Source organism: Solicola gregarius (genome assembly GCF_025790165.1).
Classification (GTDB): Bacteria; Actinomycetota; Actinomycetes; order Propionibacteriales; family Nocardioidaceae; genus Solicola; species Solicola gregarius.
Window position 1 is genome coordinate 4,048,026 of record NZ_CP094970.1, and the last position, 24,777, is coordinate 4,072,802.

The following is a 24,777-nucleotide window of genomic DNA, read 5'->3' on the forward strand; positions in this document are numbered from 1 at the left end:
GGGGGCTGAGGGCGAGGGTTCAGCCGGCGACCGCGGCGCGGCCGGCCTCCAGCCGGGCGACGGGTACGCGGAACGGTGAGCACGACACGTAGTCGAGGCCGACCTCGTGGAAGAAGTGCACCGACAGCGGGTCGCCACCATGCTCGCCGCACACGCCGAGCTTGAGGTCGGGCTTCGTCGACCGGCCCTCCTCCGCGGCGATGCGTACGAGCCGGCCGACACCGTCGCCGTCGATCGACTCGAACGGCGACACTGTGAACACGCCCTGCTCGAGGTACGCCGCGAAGAACGCCGCCTCGACGTCGTCGCGGGAGAATCCCCAGGTCGTCTGCGTCAGGTCGTTGGTGCCGAACGAGAAGAAGTCGGCCTCGTCGGCGATCCGGAACGACGTCAGCGCCGCGCGCGGCAGCTCGATCATGGTGCCGATCGGGATGTCCAGCTCGACGCCCTCGGTGGCTGCCACCTCGGCGACCACGTGGCCGACCTGCTGGCGGATCAGGTGCAGCTCCATCACCGAGCCGACGAGCGGGATCATGATCTCTGCACGAGGCGTGCCGCCCGCCTTGATCCGTGCGGCCGCCGCCTCGGCGACCGCACGTACCTGCATACCGAACAGCCCTGGTACGACGATGCCGAGGCGTACGCCGCGCAGGCCGAGCATGGGGTTCGACTCGTGGAGGCGCTCGATCGCCTCGAGCAGGCGTACGTCCTCGGGGTCGACGTCGCCGCGCTCGCGTGCCACCGCGACCTTCACCGACAGTGCCGTGCGGTCGGGCAGGAACTCGTGCAGCGGCGGGTCGATCAACCGGATCGTGACCGGGTCGCCGTCCATCGACTCCAGCAGCCGTCCGAAGTCGGAACGCTGCAGGGGCAGCAGGGTGTCGAGCGCGGCCTTCAGCTCCTCGGGCTTGTCGGCCAGGATGACCCGCTCGATCAGCGGGCGGCGTTCGCCGAGGAACATGTGCTCGGTACGGCAAAGGCCGATGCCCTGCGCGCCGAGGGTACGTGCACGGCTCGCGTCGTCTGCCGTGTCTGCGTTCGCGCGTACGCGCAGGCGGCGGACGCGGTCGGCATGACGCAGCAGCCGGTCGACCGCAGGGACGAGCGCCGCGTCGCTGCCGGCCTCGGGCTCGGCCGCGGCGACACCGTCGGTGAGATAGCGCATGACGGGGCTCGGCACGACAGGAACGGAGCCGGCGAACACCTCGCCGGTCGTACCGTCGATGCTGATCGTGTCGCCCTCGGCGAGCGTGACGTCGCCGCATACGATGCGGGCGTTCGCCTCGTCGACCTCGACGCCCTCCGCGCCGACCACGCACGTACGTCCCATGCCGCGCGCGACGACGGCCGCGTGCGACGTCTTGCCGCCGCGACTCGTGAGGATGCCCGCCGCCGCGATCATGCCCTCGAGGTCGTCGGGGTTGGTCTCCTTGCGGACCAGCACCACCGGACCGTCCTTGGCCTTCTCGACGGCGCGTTGTGGATCGAGCACGATCGTGCCGACCGCTGCGCCGGGCGATGCGCCCATCGCGGTGGTCAGGAGCGTACGCTCCGCCGCCGGGTCGAACTGCGAGAACATCAGCTGCGCGAGCTGGTCGCCGCTGACGCGTGACAGCGCCTCGTCCATGGTGATGACGTTCTCGTCGACGAGCTGGGTGGCGATTCGGAACGCCGCGGGAGCCGTACGCTTGCCGACCCTCGTCTGCAGCATCCACAGCGTGCCGCGCTCGACGGTGAACTCGATGTCGCACAGGTCGCGGTAATGCGCCTCGAGCAGCCGGATCACCCGCTGCAGGTCGTCGTACGACGCGGGGTCGAGCTCGTGCATCTCCTCCAGCGACAGCGTGTTGCGGATGCCGGCGACGACGTCCTCACCCTGCGCATCGGGGAGGTAGTCGCCGTACGCACCGGCGGCCCCGCTCGCGGGATCGCGAGTGAACGCGACGCCCGTACCGCTGTCGGCGCCGAGATTGCCGAACACCATCGTGCAGACGTTGACGGCCGTGCCCAGCGAGTCGGGGATGCGCTCGCGGCGGCGGTAGACCCGGGCGCGCGGGGTGTTCCACGACGCGAACACCGCCTCGATGCACGCGGTCAGCTGCTCGGACGGCTGCTGCGGGAACGCCGCTCCCGACTCGGCGGCGATGATCTGCTTGTACGTGTCAACCAGTGCGCGCATGTCGTCGGCGTCGAGGTCGACGTCCTGGGTGACGCCCCGTGCCGTCTTGCGTTCGTCGAGCGCGTCGGAGAACCGCGCGCCGTCGATGTCGAGCACGGTCCGGCCGAACATCTGCAGCAGCCGGCGGTACGAGTCGTACGCGAACCGCTCGTTGTCGCTGGCCTCGGCGAGCCCGAGCACGGAGTCGTCGTTGAGGCCGACGTTCAGGACGGTCTCCATCATCCCGGGCATCGAGAACTTCGCGCCGGAGCGGACGCTGACCAGCAGTGGATCGTGACGGTCGCCGAGCCGCTTGCCGAGCCGGTTCTCCAGGCGCAGCATCGCGCTGCGTACCTGGACCGGAAGCTCGGGCGGTACGTCCCCACGCTCGAGGAACGCACGACACGCCTCGGTCGTGATGGTGAAGCCCGGCGGCACCGGGAGACCCATCCGGGTCATCTCGGCGAGGTTGGCTCCCTTGCCGCCGAGGAGGTCCAACTGGCTCTTGTCGCCGGCCTCGAACGGTTGGACGTACTCGGTCATCGATGCTCCTCAGGTATCGGGGATTCTCGGAGCATAGGACACCCGCGACCTGTCGGTCGCCCGATCTCACCCCGCTGGGCCGCACGTACCGGCCCTGCCGAACCGATCCGGCGCGGCCGAAACGCGCGGCCCAGAGGTCGAGGGCTAGCGACTTGATCTCAACGTAACTAGAGGTTCTACGTTCGGGGCAGACCACGCGACCAAGAGGAGGCAGCATGCAAGCGATCAGGGTGCACGAGTTCGGCGGACCAGAGGCGCTGGTAGCGGAGGAGGTGTCGGATCCCGTGGCCGGCCCGGGACAGGTCGTCGTACGCCTTGCCGCGGCCGACGTCATCTACCTGGACACCCTGCTGCGCAGCGGCTGGGGCGGGGAGTACTTCCCGCTCGAGCCCCCGTACGTACCGGGTGGCGGCGGCGCCGGCGAGGTGACGTCGGTCGGGCCAGGGGTGGACCCGGTGTGGATCGGGCGCCAGGTTGCCCTGCGTGCGTCGGGCGCGTACGCGGAGCAGGCGTTGGCCGACATCGAGAACATAGTCGAGGTACCCGACGGAGTCAGCTCGCAGCAGGCGGCCGCGACGGTCCACGACGGCGTCACCGCGCTGGGTCTCGTACGCGAGGGGCGGATCGCAGCCGGCGAGTGGGTGCTTGTCGCGGCCGCCGCGGGAGGGGCGGGCTCGTTGCTGGTGCAACTGGCGCGTGACGCCGGTGCGCGCGTCGTCGCGGCCGCCAGAGGGGGAGCGAAAGCTCGCTCTCGCGCGCGAGCTCGGCGCAGAGGTCGCGATCGACTACTCCGCGCCGGGATGGGAGGGGCAGGTGCGCGTGGCCACAGGCGGGGCCGGTGCCGTGCTTGCCTTCGACGGCGCCGGTGGCTACCTCGGCAAGGCGGTCTTCGATGCAGTGGCCGACGGGGGCAGGTTCCTCACGTACGGGACATCGAGCGGCGGCTTCGCCGACATCGATCCGCAGGCGGCAGCGCGCCGGGGCGTACGCGTCGTCAACATGTTGGAGGCGGGATCGCCCGGCCCTGCCGAGGTACGGAAGCTGCTTTCCGAGGCGCTTGCGCTCACGGCGCAGGGTCGGATCCGCCCCGTCATCGGTGCGACGTACCCGCTCGAACGCGCCGAGGACGCCCATACGTCCCTCGCGCAGCGCGCGACCGTCGGCAAGTCGCTGCTGCTCACTGCCCGCTCAGCCGCACGAATCGGCCCTGCCGAACCGATCCGGCACGGCCGAAACGTGCGGCCCAGCGGGGGTCACTCCAGCGGCGGGATCTCCGGCGGGTGAGCGGCGGGGGATCGGCGGAGGTCGCGGAGTACGAGCTCGAGCGCGCGCTCGAGCTGGGGGTCTGCACCTGCGACGCGGTCCTGCGGTGTCATGACCACCTCGACGTCGGGGTCGACGCCGTGGTTCTCGACGCCCCAGCCGAAGTCCTCGAACCAGAAGGAGTATCTCGGCTGGGTGACGCTCGTACCGTCGACGAGGCTGTATCGCCCGTCGATGCCGACGACACCGCCCCACGTACGCGTACCGACCACCGGGCCGAGGCCGAGCGAGCGGATCGCCGCGGTGACGATGTCGCCGTCGGAACCCGCGTACATGTCGGTGACCGTCACCATCGGTCCGCGCCGGGCATCGGCCGGGTACGAGGTGGGCCCGATGCCTCGGGCGAGGTCCCAGCCGATGATGCGCCGAGCCAGCTTCTCGACGACCAGCTGCGAGGTGTGGCCGCCGCGGTTGCCGCGTACGTCGACGATGAGGCCGTCGAGCGCGAACTCGGTGCGTAGGTCTCGATGCAGCTCCGCCCAGCCCTCGGAGACCATGTCGGGCACGTGGAGGTAGCCGATCCGCCCGTCGCTGTTGTCGTGCACCCAGCTGCGGCGCCCGGCGACCCAGTCCTGGTAGCGCAGCGGGAACTCGTCGGCGAGGGGTACGACGACGACCTCGCGCCGGTCGCCTCCGTCGCGGGGTGCGATGGTGAGCTCGACCGGTTTGTCGGCGGAGCCGACGAGCCGCGCGCCGGGGCCCGCGACGGCGTCGACCGGCCGGCCGTCGACCGCGACGATCGCGTCACCGGCCGCCACGGCGACCCCGGGCGCAGTCAGCGGTGAGCGCGCGCGACGCCGCGACGACTCACCGGGCACGATGCGCGCGATCCGCCAGGCGCCGTCGGTGAACGCGAGGTCGGCGCCGAGCAGCCCCTGCCGGGCGCTCGCGTCGCCCGAGTCGCTGCGTGGGGTGACGTACGCGTGCGAGGAACCCAGCTCGCCGTGCATCTCCCAGAGCACGTCGACGAGGTCGTCGTGGGTGGCGATGCGTTGGAGGAGTCCTGCGTACTTCTCGCGGACCGCGCCCCAGTCGACGCCGCCCATGTCGGCCCGCCAGTAGTGATCGCGCATCAGGCGCCACGCCTCGTGGTACATCTGCCGCCACTCCGACCGTGGGTCGACCTCGATGCGCACCCGGTCGAGGTCGACCTCGACCCGGTCGGTCGACGACTCGTCGTCGGCCGGGATCTTCCGGTCGGCGGGTACGACGAGCAGCTTGCCCTTGGCGCGTACGACGAGCCGACGACCGTCGCCGCTCGGCTCGGCGGCGTCGGCCGCTTCGGCCAGCACCTGGACCTTGCCGCTATCGAGCGCGAGGTGCTCGAGGCTCGCACGTGCCGGATCGTCGTCCAGACGGGCGCGGTCGTCGCCGAGCTCGCCGGCGAGCGGATGGTTGAGCCAGATCAGACCGCCGCGCACGGAGCGCAGGTTCGCGTAGTTGCCCGCGGCCACCGGAACGGCGGTGACCCGCTCGTGCAGGTGCTCGACGTCGACGGTCGTGGCAGGCGGAGTCTCGGCCTGGTCCGCGTGCTTGTCGTCGTGCTCGGTCGTCGGACGCCCACCCACCCGGGGGTCGAACGGCGACGGCGTATCGGCGGCGAGCGGAACGAGATGCGGCCGGCATCCGTTCGGGAACGACAGGTCGAACACGAACGCGTCGTACACCGGGTCGAGGCTGCGTACGGACAGGAACGCCAGGTGCTTGCCGTCGGTGGTGAAGGCAGGCTCGAAGTCGGTGAACCGCAGCGGGGTGACGTCGATCGGGGCGGCGCGCCGGCCGAGCCGCGCCATCCGGATCTGGCGTAGCGGCTCGGGTCCCGGTGCCGACCAGGCGAGCCACTGCGAGTCGGGGGAGAACGCGAGGCCGGTCATATCGCCCTCGTCGGTGCGGTCGATCTCGGTGACGGCGGCGGCGCGGGCCACCTGTCCCTCCGGGACGTTGGCCGTCAGGAGTCGACCGTCGTGCGAAGCGATCGCGAGCCTGCGCCCGTCGGGTGCGGCGGTCATGGCCAGCACCCTGCCGACGCGGCCGGCCGCCACGAGCACGCGGGGTTCGTCTCCGCCCGTGCCACCGATGACGATCGCGTCGTCGCCGTCGGCATCGGTGACCCAGGCGACGCGGTCGGAGTCGCCGAGCACCACCGGAAGTCGCCGGCGTACGCCCGGGGAGTCGGCCAGCGCGCGTACGGGGCCGTCGCGATGAGTGAGCCAGCTGACCGTTCCGCGCGACTCGATCACCGACGCACGCGCCGTGTGGTCGGGGCGTACGTCGCCGAGGTTCGCGCCCGCCTTCACGGACCGAGGTGCAAGCGCGGAGCGCGCGCCGACGAGGCGTACGTCGACCTGCTGCGGCTCGGAGCCGGTTTCGAGCGAGTCGAGTAGATAGAGCTCGCCGCCGGCGACGTACACGACCTGCCGGCCATCGGTCGTCGCGTGACGCACGTAGAAGTCGTGGTCGGTGTGACGGTGCAACCGCCCGCTCGTCGGCGCGCGCTTGCCGAGGGTCGCGCTGTAGAGCTGGCCGCTGCCCTCGTGGTCGGATACGAAGCCGATGCGCTCCGTGTCGCGCGGCGTCGTCGTCCACAGCGGACTCGCCAGTCCGGACGGCAGGTCCGCGAAGAGCCGGCTGAACGTGCCCGAGTCGTCGCGGTCGAGCCACAGCTGCGGTGCGGTGCCGCCCCGATAGCGCTTCCACCACGCGGCTTCGAGCGTTCCGGTCGTGGCGAGCAGAACACCGCCGTCGGGCCCGAAGGTGAGGTCGTGCGCCCAGCCGTACGGGAGGCGGCGCGACGGGCCGCCGTCGACGGGGACGGCGTGCGCGAACATCCGGTCGCGGGTCGCCTCGCCGCGGGTGCTGACGACGAGCACCTCGTCGTCGGAGAGCCAGCCGCGTACCCAGGTGCCGGCCTGGCCCCAGTACGTGAGGCGGGTCGTCGGACCGCCGTCGACCGGGGCGACGCACACCTCCTTGACTCCGCCGTGGACTGCCGTCCACGCGATGCGCGTGCCGTCGGGCGAGATCCGTGGCGACTGGACCGGGGCGTGGTCGGCGCTGACCCTGTACGCGCGCCCGCCCGTACGCTCGGTGAGCCAGATGTCGTTGTCGGCCACGAAGGCGATCTGTTCGCCGCGGATGTGCGGAAAACGTACGTATGCGTCGGTCACGCCGCCCAACGTAGTCGCCGGCCGCAACCAGCGGAACCGAATTCCCTGACCGCGTCGGGACTTCCGCTCACGTCGTCCGCCGGCGGGCGTCCTTCGCCTCGCGCGTCACGGCCCACACGTCTGCGAGGGGTCCGAGGTGCGCGAGCTTCTCGGGATTGACGACCGAGCGGATCATCTGGATCTGCCCGTCGAGCACGTCGAGCGCCATCGTGCCCACCACCTTGCCGTCGCGATCGCGCAGGATCGCGCCCGGCTGGCCGTTCATCTCACGGGGCTCGATGCTCGCGTCGATCTGGGCGAGCACCGGGAAGTTCGCGGCGAGAACCCGGGCGACGTTATCGGCCCCGATCACGCCCCTGGCGAGCGCGGGAGCCTTGCCGCCGCCGTCACCGACCATCTGCACGTCCGCGGCGAGCAGGTCTCGCAGGCCTTCGACGTCGCCATCGCGGACCGCGTCGAAGAACCGTGCCGCCAGCTCGTCACGCTCGCGGCGGTCGGTCTCGAACCGGGGACGCCCGTCGTCCATATGGCGCCGCGCGCGTACCGCGAGCTGGCGGGCGGCGGCCTCGGACCTCCCGACGGCAGAGGCGATCTCGGTGAAGCCGAGCCCGAACACGTCACGCAGCACGAAGACCGCCCGCTCGAGCGGGCTGAGTCGCTCGAGCAGCAACAGGGCGGCCATCGACACCGAGTCGGCGAGCTCGGCCGAGCGCTCCGGGTCTTCGTACGGATCGCTCCGCAACGGGTCCGTCGGCAGTGGCTCGGGGAGCCACTGCCCCACGTACGTCTCCCGCCGGACGCGCGCCGATCGCAGCACGTCGATCGAGATCCTGGTGACGACCGCCGCGAGGTACGCCTTTGCCGACCGGGGGTGGGCAGGGGCGGACTGGTAGCGAATCCAGGACTCTTGCACCGCGTCCTCTGCTTCGGCCACGCTGCCGAGGATCCGGTACGCGATGCCGAACAGGAGCGGCCGCAGCTCCTCGAAGTCCTCGTCGCGGGTCACCCGAGCTCCTTTGCAAAGCCGGCGCGCCACGAGCCGTACTCGAGCTCCCAGCCGAGCTCTCGCTTGGCCTTCGCGTTGGAGAAGCCGCGCCCCTCGGTCATCGTGCTCACCATCATCTCGCCCACCAGCAGCCGCGCCAGCCACGCCGGGACCCGCCGCGGCGGCTTGGCGCCGGCGCGCTCCGCAAGGTAGGGAAGCCACTCGCTGACCGGTGCAGGCTCGTCGTCGACGATGTTGAACACGCCGTGTGCCTTCTGCTCCATCGCCAGTACGGTAGCGCTCACCGCGTCGTCGACGTGCACCCATGAGAAGTAGCCGGTGCCGCCACCGATGATCGGCACGAGTCGTTTGCGTATGAACCGGACCTGGTCGTCGTGGGCGCCCGCACCGTAGAACCCTCCGTAGCGCAGGACGGCGCCGCCGGAGCGAACGACCACGTCCTCGAGGTGGTTGATCGCTCGCGTCCCTTCGATCACCGCCAGCGGATCCTCCTCGGTCGTTACCCATCCGCCCTCGCGGCCGCCGTTCATACTCGCGTGGCCCTGTGCGACGACGTGGGAGACGCCGGTCGCCTCGGCGGCGGCCAACAGGTGGTCGATGCCCTCGCTGCGCAGCCGGTTGGTGGCGGCGAAGAAGCGATCGGCCTTGCGCGGGTTGAGCGTGCCCGCGTGCGCGGCGGAGAGGCCGGTCATCTGGTTCACGATCGTGTCCGGACGGGCCGCTGCCACCGACTCGCCGACGGCGCCCGCGTCCAGTCCGTCCATCACGACGCCCTCGGCACCCAGCTTCTCCAGCAGCGCCAGCTTGTCTGCGCTCGTCGTCGTCGCCGTCACCTCGTGGCCCCGTGCCACCAGCTGTGGCACGAGGCGCCGTCCGAGTACGCCGGACCCGCCCGCTACGAACACTCTCATGATTGATCACCATCTCTGTCGGAACCGTTCTCTCTGACCCCGAGACGAGACAGCCCGGACGGCCAGTGACATGCGGTGACCAGGGTCACTCGCCCGGGCGTCGCCGCGCCTCCTCGAATCGCGCCGCCGGATCGCCGATGCTGGGCCTGTCGGTGAGCGCACTGTCAGACGTCGTCACTAGAGTCCGCGCGGGAGGTCGAGCCATGAGGTTCATCGCTAGCGCCGACTGGCAGCTCGGCATGGCCGCCGCGTTCCTCGACGACGAGGCGCGCCCGCGCTACACGCAGGCGAGGTTCGACGCGATCACGCGCATCGCCGATCTCGCCGAGCAGCGTGATGCCGCATTCGTCGTCGTCGCGGGCGACGTCTTCGAGTCGAACCATCTCGACCGCGCCGTCATCGCGCGCGCGTTCGAGGCGTTGCGCCGGGTGCCGGTGCCGGTCTACCTCCTGCCCGGCAACCACGACCCGCTCGACGCGAGCTCGATCTACCGCTCGCGCCAGTTCCGCAACGGCTGCCCCTCCCACGTACACGTGCTCGAGTCGACGGCACCGGTCACGGTCGACGGCAGCGATGCCGAGCTCATCGGCGTTCCGTGGTTCACGAAGCGACCCCTGACCGACCTCGTCGCCGACGCGCTTTCCGGCCTCGAGCCGACCGATGCAACGCGCGTCCTGGTCGGGCACGGCCGCACCGAGGCGCTCAACCGCGATCGGCACGACCCCACCGCGGTCGACGAAGACGCGTTACGGTCGGCGGTCGACGACGGCCGCATCACGTTCGCCGTCCTCGGTGACCGGCACGCGACGTACGCCGTCAGTGACGCGATCTGGTATCCCGGCACCCCCGAGGTGACCGCGCGCCGCGAAGCAGATCCCGGCAACGTATTGGTGGTCGATCTCGACGGCTCCGGCCCGACGACCGAGAAGGTCTCGGTGGGGGAGTGGACCTTCACCGAGCACGCCGCGGAGGTCACCCACGACGCCGACATCGAGGCGCTCGAAGCGGCGCTCGACGATCGCTCGGGCAAGCACCGCACCGCGATCTGGCTGCGGCTCAGCGGCACCCTTTCGGTCGCCCAACGCGCGAGGCTCGACGACGTGGTCGAGCGCGCCGCCGATGTGTACGCCGGTGTCGCGCTCGTCGGCGAGCCCGGCGAGCTGGTCGTCGTACCCGATGACCACGACTTCTCCGACCTCGCGTTGGTGGGTGCGTCGCAGTCGGCGGTCGACGACCTCGTACGTGAGGCGCGCTCGCAGGGGCGGGACGCGCGGGTCGCGCAAGATGCGCTCGGGTTGCTCTACCGCCTCACCCGGAGCGGCCGATGAGGATCCACCGCATCGTGCTCGACCACTTTCGCGGAGTCGATGCCGCGGCGATCGAGTTCGACGACGGCGTCACCGTCGTCGAGGGTCCCAACGAGGCCGGCAAGTCGACCATCGCCGAAGCGATCTCGGTGCTGTTCGACCATCGCGACTCCTCGCGCCGGCAGGAGGTTCGGGCGGTCCATCAGATCGGTGCCGACGTCGGGCCGTACGTCGAGGTCGACCTCACGATCGGTGCGTACGACATCAACTACTCGAAGCGGTTCCTCCGTCGGCCGTCGACGTCGCTGCGCATCGGTGCGCCGACGCCGGAGCAGCTCACCGGGCGCGAGGCACACGACCGCATGACCACGATCCTGAAGGAGACGCTCGACGACGCTCTCTGGGGTGCGATGCGCGTCGCACAGGGCGCCTCGCTCGACCAGCCCGATCTCGCCGACGTCGGTGTGCTGCGTGCCGCGCTCGCCGACGGCGAGCCCGTGGGAGGTTCCGACGGCGAGTCCGATCACGACCTGATTGCCCGCGTCGCGACCGAGTACGCGCGCTACTTCACACCGCGCACCGGCCAGCCGACGGGAGAGCTGAGCGCCGCCGTCGACGCGCACGAGTCGGCGCGGGTCGCGCACGACGGGCTCACGGCCGAGCTCGAGTCGGTCGAGGCCGTCGTCCGTCGCCACGAGGCGATCGACGCCGAGCTCGGCAGGCTGGCCGACGAGGAGGCCGACCACGCCGTTCGGCTCACCGAGGTGCAACGCGACGACCAGGCGTTGACCGGACTCCGCGCGGCGTACGACGAGGCCGTCGCGGCGGTCGAGGTAGCGAGCGGGCGACTGCACGATGCGGGTCGGGCAGTCGCGGCGCGCACCGAGCTCATCGAGGAGCTCCGGGAGCGGCAGGCGACGGTGACCCGCCTCGACACGGAGCTCGCCGCCCTCGGAGCCGATGTCGAGGCGCTCGGGCGCGCTGCCGACCAGGCCCGTGATGCCGCACATACGGCGCGGGCAGACGTGCGCGCGGCCGAGGCCGCGCACCGAGCCGCGACCGATGCCGCCCACGTCATCCGACTCGGCCGCGAGGCCGATGACCTCGACGAACGCGTCGGTCGCGCCGAGCGGGCACGCGACGATGCGCTCGCCGCTGAGGCGGTGCTCGCCGGTGTCCAGCTCGACGACGCCGGGTTCGAGCGGCTGACCGGGCTCGACGCCGCGGCACGGGCGGCCCGCGAGCTGCGGCGCGTCGGCGCGTCGACCATCGAGGTCGAGCCGATCGGCGCGACCGACGTACGCGTGCAGGGTGCCGAGCCCGACGCCGACGGTCGACGCGCCGTCCTCGAGCCGACCACGGTCGAGGTGCCCGGAGTCGTTCGGGTGACGGTACGACCCGGGCGTGCCGAGGGCGACCTCGCCGACGACGTCGACCGGGCCGAGGCCGCGCTCACCGCCGCACTCGACGAGGCGGGGGTGGCCGACGTACGGGACGCCCGCGATGCCGTGTGCAGAGCACGCGACGCCGGGGCCACCCGCGAGGTCGCGCGCGCTCGCGTACGCGACGCGCTGGGTGACGCCGACGATCTCGACTCCCTCGTTGCGTCGGCCTCCGCAACCCGCGAGCGCCACCGCGACCTGCTCTCCCGGCACGAGGGCGACCTTCCCGCCACCAGCGCAGCGGCCGACGCAGCCGCCGATACCGCCCGCGGGGCGTCCGACGAGGCGGCGCGCAAGGCCGACGACCTCGACCGGCTGGCGCGCGAGCACGAAGCGGCGGTTTCCGCAGCCAGAGAGGCACACGCCAGGTGCGAGCAGCGGCGCGATGGCGAGCACGCCGAGGTCGAGCGCGTCGGCGTACGCCTCGACCACGCGCGCGCCGAGACGTCCGACGATGCCCTCGGCGCCAAGGTCGACGAGGCGAGGACTGCTCTCGACGCCGCCGCGCACGAACGCGACCGGGCGGGTGCGGCGCTGGACGCCGCCGAGCCCGACGACGTCGCCGCGCGACTGTCCAATGCCGAGGCGGTCACCCGGCGGCTCGGCCGCGCCCGACGCGAGCTCGAGGACGAGCGGCAGCAGCTCACCGGCAGGCTCGACGGCTTCGCATCCCGCGGACTGCACGACCAGCATGACGCGGCCGCCGCTGCCTTCGAGCAGACCGAGGGGGAGCTCGCCCGCGTCGAGCGTCGGGCCGACGCGGCGCGGCTGCTGTACGACACGCTCAGGCAGCACCGCGATACCGCCCGGCGGCGTTACGTCGCGCCCTATCGCGCGGCGATCGAAGCGCTCGGGCGGATCGTCTTCGGCTCCGACCTGAGCGTCGAGATCACCGACGACCTCGCGATCGCCTCGCGTACGCTCGCCGGCCGCACGGTCGCGTTCGACTCGCTGTCCGGTGGTGCGCGGGAGCAGCTGGCCATCCTCGGGCGGCTCGCCGTCGCGTCTCTCGTCGACCCGGTCGAGGGCGCCCCGCTGATCCTCGACGACGCGCTCGGGCACGCCGACCCCGAACGCCTCGACCGGATCGCCGCGGTGCTCAACCGCGCCGGCGAGAGCCACCAGATCATCGTGCTGACCTGCCATCCGGAGCGGTTCCGCTCGGTCGGGTCGGCAGCGACGGTACGACTCGGCACGCTGTCGGCCTGACCGCGACCGTTCGCCGACTCGTGTTCCGAATCGGAGGTCCGGCGGTCGAAAGGCGGGCCTTGGACTTCTGGATAGCACCCTCGTGGGGCAGGCTTTGTACGTGAGCCTCAATGACTATCGCTTCGTCAGCCGGTGGCATGTCGACGCCGACCGCGAAACGGTCTTCGACGCGTTGGCCGACCTTCCGTCGTACCCGATGTGGTGGCCCGAGGTCCGTGTCGTCGAGCCCGTCGACGAACAGAACGCCGCGGTCGTGGCGCGGTCGTTGCTGCCGTACGCGCTGAGGTTCACCCTCACCCGCGTCACCGAGGACCGCGACACCGGCGTCCTGCAGGTCGGCATCGGCGGCGACCTCGTCGGCTGGGCCCGGCTGACCCTGCACGCGGGACACGCGAGCTGCATGTTGCTGTACGAGCAACAGGTGACGGTCACCCGTCGGCTGCTGCGCGCGGCCGCGCCTCTCGCGCGACCGGCGTTGCGCTGGAACCACATGCTGATGATGCGTTCGGGTGAGCGTGGGTTGGCGGCGTACGTGTCGAGGCCGGCGGTGCCGTGAGCTACGCGGGCGTCGACGTGGGGACGAGCGGGCTGAAGCTCGCCGTACTCGACGACGACGGCGAGGTGGCGGTCGAGCGCGCGGTCGGGTACGACGTGGTGGAGCCGCATCCGGGCTGGTGCGAGATCGACCCGTACGACTGGCTGCGCGCGTACGCAGCCGTGTCGGGTGATATCGGCGGCGTCACCGGGTTGGGCGTGACCGGGCAGATGCATGGCGTCGTGCTCACCGATGGCGATGCCGAACCCGTGCGGCCGGCGGTGTTGTGGCTCGACGAGCGAGCGAGCGTGGTTGCCGCCGAGTGGGCGCGCACGGGCGTGCTCGACGCGCTCGGTACGCCGATCGTTCCCGGGTACGCCGGTGCGATCCTGGCCTGGCTCGGCGAGCACGAGCCGGCGACGATGGCGCGTGCCGAGCGGGTGTGGTTCGCCAAGGACTGGGTTCGGGCTCGGCTGTGCGGTGACGCGATGCCGGTCACCGACCGCTCCGATGCCGCGGGTTCCTTGCTGTGGGACCCCGCGACGGAGGAGTGGTCCGCTGCCGCGGCCGAGGTCGTCGGAATCGATCGTGCGCAGCTGCCCGAGGTACGACCGTCCGACGAGATCGTCGGGCAGACCGCCGGCGCGGCAGTCGTCGTCGGCGCTGCCGACACGGCAACCGCGCTGCTCGCGTACCGAGCGATGGCGCCGGATGCGGGCCCCGACACGGTGTACGTCAACGTCGGCACCGGGTGCCAGGTGCTGCGTGCCGACGCCGCCTGGCACCGCCCGGCGTACGAGACGGAGCGGGTGTTCGCCGACGCGGGCTCCGCGTGGTACACGATGCACGCGTTCGACACGCGGTCGATGCCGTCAGCCGACGCCCTCGTCGATGCCATCGCTCGCGCGGTTTCCCGACTCGAGGGCGTACGTGTCGTCGCCGGGGGAGGCAAGGCCCGAGATCCGGCCTTCCGCCGGCTGCTCGCGCGGCGACTGGGACTGCCGCTCGCCTACGCACCGCTGCGAAGTCCGTCGGCTTGCGGGGCCGCGATTCTTGCGGCGCACCCGAATGCGCCTAGGATCGGTCTCCGACGCGGAGCCGTCGAGGTGATGCCGACCGGACCGGGAGGGAGCGCGCGATGAGGCAGTACGTAGCCGTGATGGTGGTGCTCGCATGCGTCCTGTCCGGCTGTGCGTCGGCGCAGGACATCGCGAGCGACGTACCCGACGGTTCCGGGCGCGACGACGGAAAGCCTGCGCGCGGCGACAAGCCCGGGAAAGACAAGGACGACAAGGGCAAGCACGACCACAAGCACAAGAACCACAAGAAGAAGGACAAGCTCGAGGTCAGGCTGCACAACGTCGTCGGTCAGGTTGACCACTTCTCCAGCCCGTCGACGAACATCGGGTGCCAGATCACCGACGACGGCGTCCGTTGCGATATCGAGAAGCGCCGCTACAAGCCACCGCACAAACCGGGCGGCTGCGATCTCGACTTCGGCAATGCGCTCGCGGTCGGGGAGGGCGAGCCGGACTTCGTGTGCGCCGGCGACACCGTACTCGGGGCGCCGACGTTGTTGGCGTACGGAACGGCCACCCGCGTCGGCGACTACGGATGCCAGAGCCGCAAGGCCGGGATGCGTTGCTACAACCTGCGCACGGGGCGCGGGTTCCTGCTCTCGCGCGGGCTCTACGAGTTCTACTGATCGGCGCCCCTGAACTACCCGCGACACGACCTTTGCCGTCATCGGGCGCAGAGCGGCGCAGATGCGGGAGACTGCCGGGGTGAGGCTACGAACCCGACTGCGCCAGCTGACCGTCGTCGACGTCCTGATGATCGTGCTTGCGTTCGTGTCGGTTGGCCTACTCCTGTACGCCGACTACGGCGACGTCGACGAGCAGGAGTATCAGCGGCTCGTGATCGTCGACGTCTCGATCTGCGCCGTCTTCGCGATCGAGTTCCTGTGGCGCTGGCGGCGGGCCGGTTGGAGGCGCAGCTTCTTCTGGCGCAACTGGTTCGAGATCCTCGGCATGATCCCGCTGTCGTACCCGGCGCTTCGCTCGTTCCGGCTGCTGCGGGTCGTGGTCATCGTGGCGCGGCTCGCCCGACTCACGGATCGGACGGCCGGGACACCGTTGAGCGAGCGGCTCCTCTCGAAGGCGCTCTCGCCGGTCGTCGAGCAGATCAAGCACCCGATCACGCTCGCCGTGCTCGAGGAGGTGAGCGAGGTCCTGCGGGCCGGGCAGTACAACCACAACGTCGCGCGGGCGTTGGAGGAGAACCGCGACGAGCTGCGCGCGATGATCCTGGAGAAGATCAAGGCGGACCGCCGGATGGGCCGGTTGTCGATCCTGCCGTTCCACGACCGGGTGATCGAGGCGAGCACCGACACGTCCATGCGGGTGATCCTGGCGGTTCTCGAGGATCCGCGTACCGAGGAGCTGATCGCCGACGTGCTGCGGGAGAACATCCTCCAGATCCGCCACGACGTACGCGAACTCGGTGTTGCGGGGGCGGCCCGCGAGGCCGAGTCGCAATGAGCGCGAGGCGGTCAGCCCACCGCCTTCCTCACGAGCGCGCCGACCTTCTTCTCGTCGGCCGCGGTCAGCTTCGTCACGGCGAACGATGTCGGCCACATCGTGCCGTCGTCGAGGTTCGCCGGGTCGTTGAAGCCGAGGGTCGCGTACCGCGCCTTGAACTTGTCGGCGCTCTGGAAGAAGCAGACGACCTTGCCGTTCTTGGCGTACGCGGGCATCCCGTACCAGGTCTTCGCTTCGAGCTCCGGCGCGGCTTCGGTGACGATCGCGTGGATCCGCTCGGCGATCGCGCGATCCGCGGGTGGCATCTCGGCGATCTTCTCGAGTAGGGCGGTCTCGCCGTCGACCTTCTTGGATCCGCGGCGCTTGGTCGGCCTGAGCTCCTGCGCGCGTTCCTTCATCGCGGCGCGTTCCTCCGCGGTGAAGCCGTCGCTGTCTGTGCCGGTGTTCGTTGCGGACTTGCGGGTGGTGGCCATCGTCATCGCCTTCGGCTTGTGGGTGCGGACAAGATCCAGGTTAGAAAGCCGCGGCGGCGCGCGCTTCTCGAAACCTGATCGATCGCGGACGCAGCCGGTGCGGTCGTCAGCCGTCGGTCGCGAGTACGAGGGGGAACACGGCTTCGGCGCCGGCGAGACGCAGTGCGCGCGACGTCACCGCGAGCGTCCAGCCGGACACGACCCGGTCGTCGACGAGCAGCACCCGCCGCCCGGAGACCGCTCCCGGGTCGGAGAGCGCGAACCGGCTCGCGACAGCCGCGAGCCGCTGCGCGGAGTTCGTCGCGCCCTGGCCCGGCTCGGCGTGGCCCTCGATCGAGAATCGCGCGACAACGGGCCACCCGGTGTACGTCGACATCCCGTCGGCGAGATGGCGGGTCAGCACCGGCCGGGTGAGCGAGTCGATGCCGACGATCGCGTCCGGCCGGGCGCCGTCCGGCCAGTCCCAGTCGTCGAGCGCCGCGACGAGCGCGTGCCGGAGAGGCACGGGCACCTCCTTGTCGGGTGCGCCGTGCGCGAACAGGTCGCGTACGTGCTGCCCGAGGCCGAGGTCGGTCATCCGCGCGACGGCCATTCCCGGCGCGGCCTGCTCGTCGGGCGGGATCTTGCCGCGTAGGTCGACGCCGAGGTTGGTCATCGCGGTCGGCCACATCCGCCGCGGGTCGATGACGACGCCCGCTCGGCCCAACCACTGGCGGGCGGCATCCATCGCCTCGCTCGACACGTCGGTCGACAGCGTCAATGCGCCGCAGTTGTCGCACCGCCCGCACGGCTTCGCTTCGGGATCGTCGAGGGCCTCGCGGAGGAACTCCAGCCGGCATCGGTCGCCGGACTCGTAGTCGAGCATCATCTGCTGCTCACGCTCGCGTGCGTCTGCGACCCGCTGGTAGCGCTCGGCGTCGTACGCCCAGGACTCGCCGGTCGACTCCCAGCCACCGCGCACGCGTCGGACGGCGCCGTCGACGTCGAGCACCTTGAGCAGCATCTCGAGGCGCGTCCGCCGCAGCGGCACGCGGGTCTCGAGGGCAGCGACCGACACCGGGCCGTCGGCCGCGCCGAGCACGTCGAGCGTCTCGCGTACCTGCTCGTCGGGAGGAAACGACAACGACCCGAAGTACGCCCACACCGCGCGGTCCTCCTGGCCGGGCATCAGGACGACGGTCGCGTTCTCGACGGCGCGGCCGGCGCGACCGACCTGCTGGTAGTACGCGATCGGGCTCGGTGGCGCACCGACATGGATGACGAAGCCGAGGTCGGGCTTGTCGAAGCCCATGCCGAGCGCGGAGGTGGCGACGAGCGCCTTGACCCGGTTGTTCAGCAGGTCGTCTTCTGCCGCGAGCCGCTCGGCCTGCTCGGTCTGGCCGGAGTACGCGCGTACGTCGTGGCCGCGCTCGCGCAGGAATGCCGCGACGTCCTGCGTCGCCGCGACGGTCAGGCAGTAGATGATGCCGGAGCCGTCGAGCTCGCCGAGGTGGTCGGCGAGCCAGCCGAGCCGGCTCGCCTGGTCGGGCAGGCGTACGACGCCGAGATGCAACGACTCGCGGTCGAGCGTGCCGCGCAGCACCAGGACGTCGTCGAGAGTGGTGGTGCCGGTGACCGACAGCTGCTCCGCGACGTCGGCGGTGACGCGTTCGTTGGCGGTCGCGGTCGTCGCGAGCACCGGGATGCCGGCCGGCAGGTCGGCGAGCAGCGTCCGGATCCGCCGGTAGTCAGGGCGGAAGTCGTGGCCCCAGTCGGAGATGCAGTGCGCTTCGTCGACGACGAGCAGGCCGGCCGTACGCGCGAGGTCGGGGAGCACGTTGTCGCGAAACGACGGGTTGTTGAGGCGCTCGGGGGAGACCAGCAGGACGTCGACCTCGCCACGGGTGATGGCGTCGTACGTCTGCTGCCAACCCTCCGGGTTGGTGGAGTTGATCGTGACCGCGCGGATGCCGGCCCGCTCCGCCGCGTCGATCTGGTTGCGCATCAGGGCAAGCAGTGGCGAGACGATCACCGTCGGACCGGCGCCCTCGGCGCGGCGCAGCGCGGTGGCGACGAAGTAGACCGCCGACTTGCCCCAGCCGGTGCGCTGCACGACGAGTGCACGCCGGTGGCCGACGGCGAGCGCCTCGATCGCGGTCCACTGGTCGTCGCGCAGCCGGGCGTCGGGGGAGCCCACCAGGTCGCGCAGCACGGACTCCGCGCGCGTACGTACGTCGGCGGGCGGATCGGTCGGCGCGGTCGGCTCACTCATGGTGGCGACCGTACCCAACGGCCCCGACACCGAGCCCACGCCCCGTGAGCCGCACGTTCGAGTGCGACACGCCGGCGTGTCGCCGCTCAAGCGTGCGGCCCAGGGTGGAGGTGGGTGCGACTAGATCTCGCCGCCCTCGCGCCCGCCGGCGGCGACGTTGGCGTACGGGTCGGCGACCTTCGCCTTCTTCTTCTCCGCGGCCTTCGCCGCGGGCCAGATCCGCTCGAACAGCAGCGCGAGCGGCGACGCGGTGAAGATGGAGGAGAAGATGCCGATGCCCAGGCCCAACAGCAGCGCCAACGAGAAGTCCGTCAGCGAAGCGCCACCGAGGAAGGCCAGCGCGCCGAGGATGAACATCGCTCCGAGGCCGGTGTTGATCGTACGCGGCAACGTCTGCAACAACGCATCGCTCGTGACGTCCGACAGCGCTCGGTCCGGTTCCTCCCGCCGTCGCTCTCGGATCCGGTCGAAGACGACGATGGTGTCGTTCACGGACAGGCCGATGATGGACAGGATCGCGGCCAGGAACACGCCGTCGATCGGCTTGTCCCACCAGGCGAAGATGCCGACAACCGCGACCACGTCGTGCACCATCGCGAGCACGGCGGCCAGCGCCCACGTCCAGCGGAACCGGAACGCCAGATAGATCATCTGCGCGGCGACCGCGATGCCGAATGCGATCAGCGCCTTATTGCGGAGCTCCTCGCCGAGGGTCGGCTCGATCGTCGTGGCGCTCTCCTGGACGACGTCCTCGCCGATCGAGGAGATCGCGCCCTCGATCTTCTTCGCGTCGTCGTCGGAGATCTCGTCGGTACGCACGCTGATGTTGGCAATGTCCTGGTCCTCATTGCCCGACTCCTGCACCACGGCCTGCGGGAAGCCCGCGTCCGCGACGGCCTCGCGTGCGTCGTCGACGTCGATCGCCTCGGTCGTCGAGTACTCCAGCACCCGGCCGCCGGTGAACTCCACGCCGAGGTTCATCCCGCGGATCAGCATCCCTCCGATTGCGACGATCACGATCGCCGCCGAGACCGCCAGCCAGGTGGTGCTGCGCTTCATCAGCTTGATGCCGCTGTTGTTCAGCCAGTTGCGGATCTTGCCCTCGCCGCCGATGCCGGTGATGGAGGGGTGGTTGCGCGCCCACGCCCGGCGGACGAGCCAGTCGGTGAGCACCCGGGCGATCAACAGCGCGGAGATCATCGAGGCGATCACACCGAGCGACAGCGTGACGCCGAAGCCCTTGACCGGTCCGGTCGCGAAGAAGAACAACAGCGCGCCGGCAAGCAACGTGGTGACGTTGGAGTCGATGATCGCGCTCCACGCCTTCCGGTAGCCGGTGTCGAGGGCAGGGCCGAGGCCCTCGCCTCGTCGTTTCTCGTACTCCTCTCGCGCGCGTTCGAAGATCAGCACGTTGGCGTCGATCGCCATGCCGATCGAGAGCACGAAGCCCGCAAGACCGGGCAGCGTGAGGGTCGCGCCGAGCATCACCAGCATCGCGTACGAGATCGCTGCGTACGACGCCAGTGCGATGGTCGCCATCAGCCCGACGAGGCGATAGACGAACAGAATGAAGATGCCGGTGATGGCGATGCCGATGATCGCCGCCTCGATGGAGGCGTCGATCGCCTCGTCGCCCAGCGTGGGTCCGACGACGCGCTCCTCGATCGGCTCGATCGGCACCGGCAGCGAGCCGCCCTTGATCAGCGTCGCGAGGTCGTCGGCCTCCTCGTTCGAGAAGTCGCCGGTGATCTGGGTGCTGCCGCCGTTCTGGACGCCGTCCTGCACCTCGGGCGAGGAGATGACCTCGCCGTCGAGCACGATCGCGATCCGCCGCCGCGGATCGCCGAGCTGGTACTGCTGCGCGGCGGTGGTGATCTTCTCCCACTTGTCGCCGCCGCTGCCACTGAAGTCGACCGCGACGACCCAGGCGCTGGTGCCCTCCTGCTCCTGTTGGGCCGAGGCGTCCGTGACGTCGTCGCCGCCGAGCTGCGCAGGGCCGAGCTTGATGATGTCGCCCTGGTCGGTCTTCATGACCTGGGGCTTGGTGGGGTCGATCTGTTCGATCGCCGGGTCGTCGTCGGATCCCTCGCCGGTGCCGGAGTCGCCGCTGCCTTCATCTCCCGACGTTTCGGAGCCGGACTTCTGGTCGTCCTGCTTGCCGTCCCCGTCCTCCGGTGCGACGCGAGCCGAGCCCTGCTGCTCGTCCGGCAGCTTCTCGCCGGGAATGCCGCTGCCGTCGTCGGAGTTGCTGCCGCCGCTGACCTCGCCGCTCTTCTCGAACTGATTGAGCTCCTGCTGGGTGGCGGTACCGGTGACCGGGTGGAACGTCAGCTGTGCGGTGGTGCCGATGACCTCCTTGGCCTGCTCCGGATCCTGCTCGCCGGGCAGCTCGATGATGATCCGGTTCTCACCGGACCGGGTGAGCGTCGGCTCAGAGACACCGAGGGAGTCGACGCGCCCGCGGAGGATCTCCAGCGCCCGGTCGGTGGCCTCGGCGTCGGCCTTGACCGTCTTGGTGTCCTGGGCTTCGTAGGTGAGCTGCGTACCGCCGGACAGGTCGAGGCCGAGCGTGGCGGAGTTGGTGAGAGCGGTGTAGACCGCGATGACGACGATGAGTAACGCCGCGACGGCGCGCCAGAGGGGCGCCTTGGAGCGTGTTGAAGGCAAGGGAGAACTCCGAAGGAGGGAACGGCGCTGCGCCGTTCGGGGGTCAGCGTTGGGTGAGGGCCGCGTCAGCGCGGCGGTGCGCGACCCTGCGGTGTGGTGACGTCGTACGAGTGCCACGGCACCGCAGACACGACGACCGTCGGGGCGGACTCGCTCGGCGCGGCCATCTCCGACTCATCGGGGGTGACGGCCAGCGGGATCCACGGCGTGGCGCGGTGCTGTGGGTGGTCGGACCGGTCGCCCCCGACGCTCACCCGCGTCTTCGTGGGCTGATGGCCGACGATCTTGTCGGAGCCGACCGAGTGCGTCTCGGCCGGTGCGGCCGACGCGGCATGCGTACCGCCGAAGACGCCGGCGATCGAGGCCGCCACAAACGCGGTCACCGCGAGGATGCTCACCAGTGACGACGGCAGGCGCGTGCGCCGCGCAGGGCGCACGCGGACAGCGTCAGGTCGGGTGGGCACCGGCACAGTCTAGAGGAGTGCGCGGGTCGGGTGGAAATGGTGCGTCCCCGCGGTACCGAGAGGGAGGGCCGGTCGGTGACGCACGGCTACACCGAATTGCGCCGAGGGTCAGGAGATCGGTCGTACGGCGTACGAGCCGAGCGACGGCTCGAGTGCGGCGAACGCGACCTCCGCATCGGCAGTGACGGCGGCGGCAATGGACCCGTTGTCGTCGCCGTCGAGCGTCCGCCGGAGGGTCTCGTCGAACAGCAATCGGTGCACACCGGCGAGCAGTGCCGCGGCGACACGTGGCATGACCTCGCCCTGCGCCGCTCCGGTCTCGTCGGCGAGGGCGGATGCCAGCGCACGCTCGCGGTCGTCGTGGAACTCGCGCAGGCGCGCGACGAGTCGCGGGCTGTCAGTGATCATCCGGGCGAACTCGGGGCCCGAGAACCCGACTACCGGATCCTGGGCGTCCGCGGCGGCGAGGTACGTACGCCCCAGGGCGGCCAGCGCCGATTCGCCCGGTCGGCGATCCCGCACCGCGTTCGCGAGCATCGAGACGAAGGTGTCGCCGAGATCGAGCGCGAGGTCCTCCTTGCGCGCGAAGTAGTTCGTCACGGTCATCTTGGCGACCTGCGCGGTCTCCGCGATCTCCGCGATGGTGACCTGGTCGAACCCGCGCTGCAGGAACAGGTGGGTGGCGTGCCGGGAGATGCTCTCGCGGGTCTGGCGCTTCTTACGCTCCCGCAAGCCGGTCGGTTGCGTGGTCATGTGTCGAGCCTACCTGAGATCGACACAAAATTATACTTGACATAAAATTAGAACAGCCCTAGAGTCAACTTTGTCACCGCAGCAGACAACCCGAGAGGACCGTTGGTTGACGACAGCCACCCGCACTCCGCTTCGCGCCGACGACTCGGTGCAGCAGTACCTGAAGAAGATCGGTCGTACGCCGTTGCTGACGGCAGAGCAGGAGGTCGAGCTTGGTCGACGGATAGCAGCCGGCGCGAAGGCGGGCGAACGCCTCGCGGGGAGTGCGGGGCTCGATGAGGCGGCGCGGCCGGCGTTGGAGCGGGTCGTTGCCGATGGCAGGCGCGCGAGCGACCAGATGGTCCAGGCGAACCTGCGGCTCGTCGTCTCGACCGCGAAGCGCTACGCCGCCCGCGGAGGGCTTCCGCTGCTGGACCTCGTCCAGGAGGGCACGATCGGCATGATGCGCGCGGTCGAGAAGTTCGACCACACCCGTGGATTCAAGTTCTCGACGTACGCCACCTGGTGGATCAAACAGGCGATCGGCCGCGCATTGGCCGACCAAGGCCGGGCGATCCGCCTCCCGTCGCAGATGGCCGACGTCGTGAACAAGGTCCTGCGTACCCGTCGAACGATGGCGATGGACCTCGGGCGCGAGCCGACCGTTGCCGAGTTGGCGACGGCGGTCGAGGTTCCGGAGCAGAAGGTCGTCCTCGCGCTCCGGTACGCGAGCGAGCCGGTCTCGTTGCACACGTCGGTCACCGGCGAAGTCGGTGACACGGAGCTGGGCGACCTGCTCGCGGACGACGCGCCCGACACCGCGACCCTCGTTGCGATGTCGGAGCTGCGCGGCTATCTCGACACGGCGCTGACGTCACTCACCGAGCGCGAGGCGGCGGTGATCGTACGACGGTTCGGTCTCGACGACGACCGGCCGCGCACCCTCGAGGAGATCGGTCGTGAGTACGGTCTCAGCCGTGAGCGGATCCGCCAGCTGGAGGCCAAGGGTATGAGCAAGCTGCGCCGGCCCGCCAACACCCGCGTACTCCAAGACCTGCTGAGCTGAGGAGTCGGATGACAGACGTGAAGATCGAGGAAGTTGTCGTGGCCGGGCCCGACGAGGGCCCGTACGCGCTCACCACCGGACCGGACGGTGCGCTGTGGTTCACGCTTGTGCACAGTGCGCAGGTGGGGCGGCTGGTTCCGGGCGAGCGGCCCGAGCTGCACGGGCTCGCCGAGGGCTGTGGTCCGACGATCATCGCCTCCGGCCCGGACGACGGGCTCTGGTTCACCGAGTACCAAGCGCACCGCATCGGTCGGATCACCACCGACGGCAGCATCGACGAGTTCGACCTGCCGACGCGAGACTGCGGGCCGTTCGGCATCGCTGCCGGCCCCGACGGAGCAATGTGGTGCACCGAGACGGCGGCGAACCGCATCGGCCGGATCACGATCGATGGTGATGTCACCGAGTACGAGCTGCCGGTCGCCGGGGCATTTCCGTCGGCGATCGTCGCCGGGCCCGACGATGCCATGTGGTTCACGATGAACCAGGCGAACGCGATCGGGCGGATCGGCATGGACGGGTACGTCGACGTGCACGACCTGCCGACCGCGAACGCCGCTCCGGTCGGCATCGCGGCCGGTCGTGACGACGGCCTGTGGTTTGTCGAGATCGGCGGCGGGCAGATCGGGCGCATCGACATCGCCGGGAAGGTCGAGGAGTACGCACTGCCCGACCGGGCCGCTCGACCGCACGCGATCACGGTCGACGGCGACGGAGCGCTGTGGTTCACCGAGTGGGGAGGCAACCGGATCGGCAGGATGCCAACCGGCGGCGGCATCGAGTCGTACGACCTCCCGACGCCGGACTCGGAGCCGCACGGGATCGCCGTCGGTCCCGATGGCGCGATCTGGGCCGCGCTCGAGATCGGCGTACTCGCCCGGATCGGTCGCGGCTGATCGGGCGGTCGCGACCGAGCGCTCTGCATGTGGAACGTCCGCTCTGCATGGAGAACCAGCCATGCAGAGCGGATGTTTACCATGTTC

The 24,777-nt window shown here is 70.6% G+C and carries 18 protein-coding genes and 1 pseudogene; 10 read left to right on the forward strand and 9 right to left on the reverse strand.

The window, feature by feature from the left end:
• Positions 1–19: 19 nt before the first annotated feature.
• On the reverse strand, positions 20–2,701 hold the full coding sequence (gene ppdK / locus L0C25_RS19770; RefSeq protein ID WP_271633497.1) for a pyruvate, phosphate dikinase: 2,682 nt from the start codon (positions 2,699–2,701) through the stop codon (positions 20–22).
• A 215-nt stretch (positions 2,702–2,916) separates the two neighbouring features.
• On the opposite strand from ppdK, the pseudogene L0C25_RS24270 reads away from it, so the two are divergent.
• Positions 2,917–3,189 (forward strand): annotated as a pseudogene (locus L0C25_RS24270) (alcohol dehydrogenase catalytic domain-containing protein); the annotation flags it as partial.
• Positions 3,190–3,397: 208 nt separating this feature from the next.
• Entirely contained in the window at positions 3,398–3,985 is a 588-nt protein-coding gene (locus L0C25_RS19780; protein WP_271633499.1) for a zinc-binding dehydrogenase, read from the forward strand.
• Here L0C25_RS19780 and L0C25_RS19785 read toward each other — a convergent pair.
• The 3 genes from L0C25_RS19785 to L0C25_RS19795 form a co-directional block, all read right to left on the reverse strand.
• Positions 3,955–7,191, reverse strand: coding sequence for a S41 family peptidase (locus tag L0C25_RS19785; protein WP_271633500.1), 3,237 nt, complete (start codon positions 7,189–7,191; stop codon positions 3,955–3,957). The genes L0C25_RS19780 and L0C25_RS19785 overlap by 31 nt on opposite strands.
• Before the next feature lie 67 nt (positions 7,192–7,258).
• Positions 7,259–8,197, reverse strand: coding sequence for an RNA polymerase sigma-70 factor (locus L0C25_RS19790; RefSeq protein WP_271633501.1), 939 nt, complete (start codon positions 8,195–8,197; stop codon positions 7,259–7,261).
• Entirely contained in the window at positions 8,194–9,108 is a 915-nt protein-coding gene (locus tag L0C25_RS19795; protein ID WP_271633502.1) for an NAD-dependent epimerase/dehydratase family protein, read from the reverse strand. Before L0C25_RS19795 ends, L0C25_RS19790 begins: the two co-directional genes overlap by 4 nt.
• Before the next feature lie 203 nt (positions 9,109–9,311).
• Between L0C25_RS19795 and L0C25_RS19800 the strand changes: the two genes are divergently transcribed.
• The 6 genes from L0C25_RS19800 to L0C25_RS19825 all read left to right on the forward strand — a co-directional run bounded on the left by L0C25_RS19800 (position 9,312) and on the right by L0C25_RS19825 (position 16,141).
• Complete coding sequence (locus tag L0C25_RS19800) at positions 9,312–10,436, forward strand: metallophosphoesterase family protein (protein ID WP_271633503.1); 1,125 nt, start codon at positions 9,312–9,314, stop codon at positions 10,434–10,436.
• Complete coding sequence (locus L0C25_RS19805; RefSeq protein WP_271633504.1) at positions 10,433–13,066, forward strand: AAA family ATPase; 2,634 nt, start codon at positions 10,433–10,435, stop codon at positions 13,064–13,066. Before L0C25_RS19800 ends, L0C25_RS19805 begins: the two co-directional genes overlap by 4 nt.
• Positions 13,067–13,166: 100 nt before the next feature.
• Complete coding sequence (locus L0C25_RS19810) at positions 13,167–13,622, forward strand: SRPBCC family protein (RefSeq protein ID WP_271633505.1); 456 nt, start codon at positions 13,167–13,169, stop codon at positions 13,620–13,622.
• Positions 13,619–14,743: an FGGY family carbohydrate kinase gene (locus L0C25_RS19815; protein WP_271633506.1), complete on the forward strand. Its 1,125-nt coding sequence runs from the start codon at positions 13,619–13,621 to the stop codon at positions 14,741–14,743. The genes L0C25_RS19810 and L0C25_RS19815 overlap by 4 nt, the downstream gene beginning before the upstream one ends.
• Positions 14,740–15,306 (forward strand): DUF6636 domain-containing protein, encoded by a 567-nt coding sequence (locus tag L0C25_RS19820; RefSeq protein WP_271633507.1) that lies wholly within the window; start codon positions 14,740–14,742, stop codon positions 15,304–15,306. Before L0C25_RS19815 ends, L0C25_RS19820 begins: the two co-directional genes overlap by 4 nt.
• A 79-nt stretch (positions 15,307–15,385) precedes the next feature.
• Positions 15,386–16,141 carry an ion transporter gene (locus tag L0C25_RS19825; protein WP_271633508.1) on the forward strand — a complete coding sequence of 252 codons (756 nt, stop codon included), beginning with the start codon at positions 15,386–15,388 and terminating at the stop codon, positions 16,139–16,141.
• Between the two features lie 11 nt (positions 16,142–16,152).
• On the opposite strand, the gene L0C25_RS19830 is transcribed toward L0C25_RS19825, so the two are convergent.
• The 5 genes from L0C25_RS19830 to L0C25_RS19850 all read right to left on the reverse strand — a co-directional run bounded on the left by L0C25_RS19830 (position 16,153) and on the right by L0C25_RS19850 (position 22,749).
• A complete protein-coding gene (locus tag L0C25_RS19830) occupies positions 16,153–16,614 on the reverse strand; it encodes an iron chaperone (protein ID WP_271633509.1) in 462 nt (153 codons plus the stop codon).
• 106 nt (positions 16,615–16,720) lie between these two features.
• Positions 16,721–18,865 carry a RecQ family ATP-dependent DNA helicase gene (locus L0C25_RS19835; RefSeq protein ID WP_271633510.1) on the reverse strand — a complete coding sequence of 715 codons (2,145 nt, stop codon included), beginning with the start codon at positions 18,863–18,865 and terminating at the stop codon, positions 16,721–16,723.
• 120 nt (positions 18,866–18,985) lie between these two features.
• On the reverse strand, positions 18,986–21,649 hold the full coding sequence (secD, locus tag L0C25_RS19840) for a protein translocase subunit SecD (RefSeq protein ID WP_271633511.1): 2,664 nt from the start codon (positions 21,647–21,649) through the stop codon (positions 18,986–18,988).
• Positions 21,598–21,996, reverse strand: coding sequence for a hypothetical protein (locus L0C25_RS19845; RefSeq protein WP_271633512.1), 399 nt, complete (start codon positions 21,994–21,996; stop codon positions 21,598–21,600). Before L0C25_RS19845 ends, secD begins: the two co-directional genes overlap by 52 nt.
• A gap of 108 nt (positions 21,997–22,104) precedes the next feature.
• Complete coding sequence (locus L0C25_RS19850) at positions 22,105–22,749, reverse strand: TetR/AcrR family transcriptional regulator (protein ID WP_271633513.1); 645 nt, start codon at positions 22,747–22,749, stop codon at positions 22,105–22,107.
• 106 nt (positions 22,750–22,855) lie between these two features.
• Here L0C25_RS19850 and L0C25_RS19855 point away from each other — a divergent pair, with 106 nt between their 5' ends.
• Both L0C25_RS19855 and L0C25_RS19860 read left to right on the forward strand, forming a co-directional pair.
• Positions 22,856–23,794, forward strand: coding sequence for a sigma-70 family RNA polymerase sigma factor (locus tag L0C25_RS19855; protein ID WP_271633514.1), 939 nt, complete (start codon positions 22,856–22,858; stop codon positions 23,792–23,794).
• 8 nt (positions 23,795–23,802) lie between these two features.
• Positions 23,803–24,690, forward strand: coding sequence for a Vgb family protein (locus tag L0C25_RS19860; protein ID WP_271633515.1), 888 nt, complete (start codon positions 23,803–23,805; stop codon positions 24,688–24,690).
• Positions 24,691–24,777 lie beyond the last annotated feature (87 nt).

Excerpts from the sequence above, each read along its gene's own strand:
- ppdK (WP_271633497.1), bottom strand. The coding sequence starts at position 2,701 with ATGACCGAGTACGTCCAACCGTTCGAGGCCGGCGACAAGAGCCAGTTG.
- L0C25_RS19795 (WP_271633502.1), bottom strand. The coding sequence starts at position 9,108 with ATGAGAGTGTTCGTAGCGGGCGGGTCCGGCGTACTCGGACGGCGCCTC.
- L0C25_RS19800 (WP_271633503.1), top strand. The coding sequence starts at position 9,312 with ATGAGGTTCATCGCTAGCGCCGACTGGCAGCTCGGCATGGCCGCCGCG.
- L0C25_RS19805 (WP_271633504.1), top strand. The coding sequence starts at position 10,433 with ATGAGGATCCACCGCATCGTGCTCGACCACTTTCGCGGAGTCGATGCC.
- L0C25_RS19820 (WP_271633507.1), top strand. The coding sequence starts at position 14,740 with ATGAGGCAGTACGTAGCCGTGATGGTGGTGCTCGCATGCGTCCTGTCC.
- L0C25_RS19830 (WP_271633509.1), bottom strand. The coding sequence starts at position 16,614 with ATGGCCACCACCCGCAAGTCCGCAACGAACACCGGCACAGACAGCGAC.
- L0C25_RS19835 (WP_271633510.1), bottom strand. The coding sequence starts at position 18,865 with ATGAGTGAGCCGACCGCGCCGACCGATCCGCCCGCCGACGTACGTACG.
- L0C25_RS19850 (WP_271633513.1), bottom strand. The coding sequence starts at position 22,749 with ATGACCACGCAACCGACCGGCTTGCGGGAGCGTAAGAAGCGCCAGACC.
- L0C25_RS19860 (WP_271633515.1), top strand. The coding sequence starts at position 23,803 with ATGACAGACGTGAAGATCGAGGAAGTTGTCGTGGCCGGGCCCGACGAG.